Consider the following 2,581-nt stretch of genomic DNA (forward strand, 5'->3'; position numbering starts at 1 on the left):
CAACCCCAATGCGATCGAGGCATTCAAGCCGTCCTTCGACCGGCTCGACGTGCTGGTGCTCGCGCAGGGCGCGGTGCTCTATCGCCGCGGCGAGTTCGAGATGGCCGGCTTCCGCAAGGTGGTCGAGGTTAATCTCATGAGCCTGATGGCCTGCGCGACGCGGTTTCATTCCATGCTGCGGGATGCGAAGGGCTCGCTCATCATGGTGTCCTCGACCGCGGCCTATCACTCCACAATGGGCAATCCGGCCTACAACGCGTCGAAGACCGGCGCGGTCGGATTGACGCGGACGCTGGGCGAGGCCTGGGCCGAGGACGGCATCCGCGTCAACGGCATTGCGCCGGGGCTCGTCGACACCAAGATGACGAAGGTGACGACCGACAATCCGAAGCGGCTGGAAGGCGCGCTCGCGCGCATCCCGCTGCGGCGATTGGGCACGCCGGCCGACATGGCGGGCGCGGCGCTGTTCCTGGCCTCGCCGCTGTCGTCCTACGTCATCGGCCAGACGCTGGTCGTCGATGGCGGGCTGATCTTGTAGAACCCGACTACACTTTCATTCTGCCCTGGAACCGCGCCGCGCCTGATCTGTTACCTCGGCTGACACCCGAGGAGGAGAGCATCATGGATACGGATCGGATTGTTGGCGCGGCCAAGGACTACGCAGGTAAGGCAGAAAGCGCGATCGGAGACATGGCAGGCGATTCCAAGACGCAGGCCTCCGGCAAGGCGCGCGAGGCTGCCGGCACGGTGCAGAATCTCTACGGCCAGGCCAAGGATGCCGTGCGCGACGCCACGGACACGGCCGCCAGCTATGCCAAGGATGCCTATGAGAACAGCGGCGATACCTTCCGCGACGGCTCGAAGGCCATCGCGCAGAAGGTGCAGGACAACCCGCTCGGCGCATTGCTCGTGGCCGGCGGCATCGGCTTCGCGCTGGCGCTGCTGATGGCGCGCCCCGCACGCCGCCCGCCCCAGCGCTGGCGCTATTAAGGCTGAAGCATGACCCGGGAAGGCGCGAAGCCGTTTTCCTAAAAGATCATGCGCAAACAACCCTGAAGCGCGATGACGATTTCTCCAATCTCATCGCTCTTTTGGTCATTCCGGGGCGCGCCTCTTGGCGCGAGCCCGGAATCCATTCAGCGGCGTAGTTGGTGCACGATGGATTCCGGGCTCGCGCTACACGCGCCCCGGAATGACACCATTCACCAACGCACGCCTTACCGGAACATCTCGGCGGAACGGCCGACATTCGCCGGCGGACGCGGGATCCCGGGATTGGGATTCGGGTTGCGCGGCCCGGGCGGAGGCGCCAACTGACGTGGCGGGGGCTGCGGCGAGCCGAAGCCGAAGAAATCGCCGAATGCCGGCGGTGCCTGTGCCGGCTGCTGCGGCGGGAGCTGCGGCCGCTTCGGCGCGGGCTTTGGCGGTGCGATTGCGGCGGCCGCGCCCGGTGCGCCCGGCGCTGGGCCGCCGTCCGGCGTCGTCGCGGCCATCGGCGTATCGCCTTTGGCCTGCTCCCGGCCCACTTCCCGGCGCGGCCAGGCATAATCGTCGGCGCGGCCGGCTGGAGCTGCCAGCGGCTCGCCCTTCACCATCGTCCTCGCAGCGAGTGCATCGACGGCGGCGGGACGCGAGCCAGGCCCGCCCAGCAATTGATCGGCTGAAATCGAGGCTGCAACCAGCGGCACGATCGGCCCGGCCAAGGGCCGCGGCGGCGGCTTGCCCGGCTCGGCGCTGGTGTCGGGTGTCGCAGGCTCGCTCGGCAGCGCGATCGGTCCGGACCGTCCGGCGAGCAAACGCGTGATCTCGCGTTCGACATAGTGCGCGAGCTTGCGTGCGCCGGCCTTGGTGAAATAGATGCCGTCGGAGCTGCGCAGCTGACGGATCTGGCCTTCGAAATCGGGTCCCTTCTGCAGGAAGCGGCCGGCTTCGTCGACGAAACCATCCCACACGTCGACATAGGTGATGCCGGCCTTGGCCGCGCCCTCGCGGTACAGCGAATCCAGGAACAGCGTGTCCGCGGTGCCCTTCGGTCCGCGCACTGCGGGAAGGCCGACCCACAGCACCGGCACGCCCCTCGATTTCAGGATATTGGCGAGCTCCTCGATCTTCTTGCCGTAGAGCTCGACCCAGCGGTCGTCGCGGAATTCGTAGAGGCCGTTCGGGTTGCGTGCGGTCTTTTCCGGCGCGGCCGCAGGCGTGTCCGCGTTGTCGGCGTCGTCCTGCGGCAGGTCGGCATCGGCAGGCTTGTCGTCGGGCTTGGCGGCGGCGGTGTCGCCGGGCTTGGCCTCGCCCGGCTTTGCCGGCGGCTTGGCGCGCGCCCCTTTGTCGTTCTTTTTGTCCTTTTCCTTCTCCGTGGCCGCCTTGTCGGCGACGGGCTCGCGGATTGCCGTGCGGTCGTTGAGCCCGAGCATGACGACGATCACGTCGGGTTTCTCGGTCTCTAGAATGGTCCTGGCCGCCGCGGCCCAGTCCGCGGGCTCGCCCCTGGGCTGATACCTGATCAGGCCGGACGTGGTCTTGTGCTTGCGGAACACGCCCAATTAGGGCTGCTCGGAGTAGGCGTCTTCGAGGCCATAGG

2 protein-coding genes and 1 pseudogene are annotated in these 2,581 nt (G+C 67.5%); 2 read left to right on the forward strand and 1 reads right to left on the reverse strand.

The features are described from left to right. Both JHD07_RS37600 and JHD07_RS37605 read left to right on the forward strand, forming a co-directional pair. Positions 1-538 (forward strand): SDR family oxidoreductase (locus tag JHD07_RS37600; protein ID WP_291631386.1); only part of this gene is annotated, 538 nt, incomplete at its 5' end. An 83-nt stretch (positions 539-621) separates the two neighbouring features. Further along, positions 622-990, forward strand: coding sequence for a CsbD family protein (locus tag JHD07_RS37605; protein WP_291631389.1), 369 nt, complete (start codon positions 622-624; stop codon positions 988-990). 227 nt (positions 991-1,217) lie between these two features. On the opposite strand, the pseudogene JHD07_RS37610 reads toward JHD07_RS37605, so the two are convergent. Next, positions 1,218-2,581, reverse strand: a pseudogene (locus JHD07_RS37610) (DUF459 domain-containing protein); the annotation flags it as partial.

It is taken from the genome of Bradyrhizobium sp. (genome assembly GCF_016462955.1).
Lineage (GTDB): Bacteria > Pseudomonadota > Alphaproteobacteria > Rhizobiales > Xanthobacteraceae > Bradyrhizobium.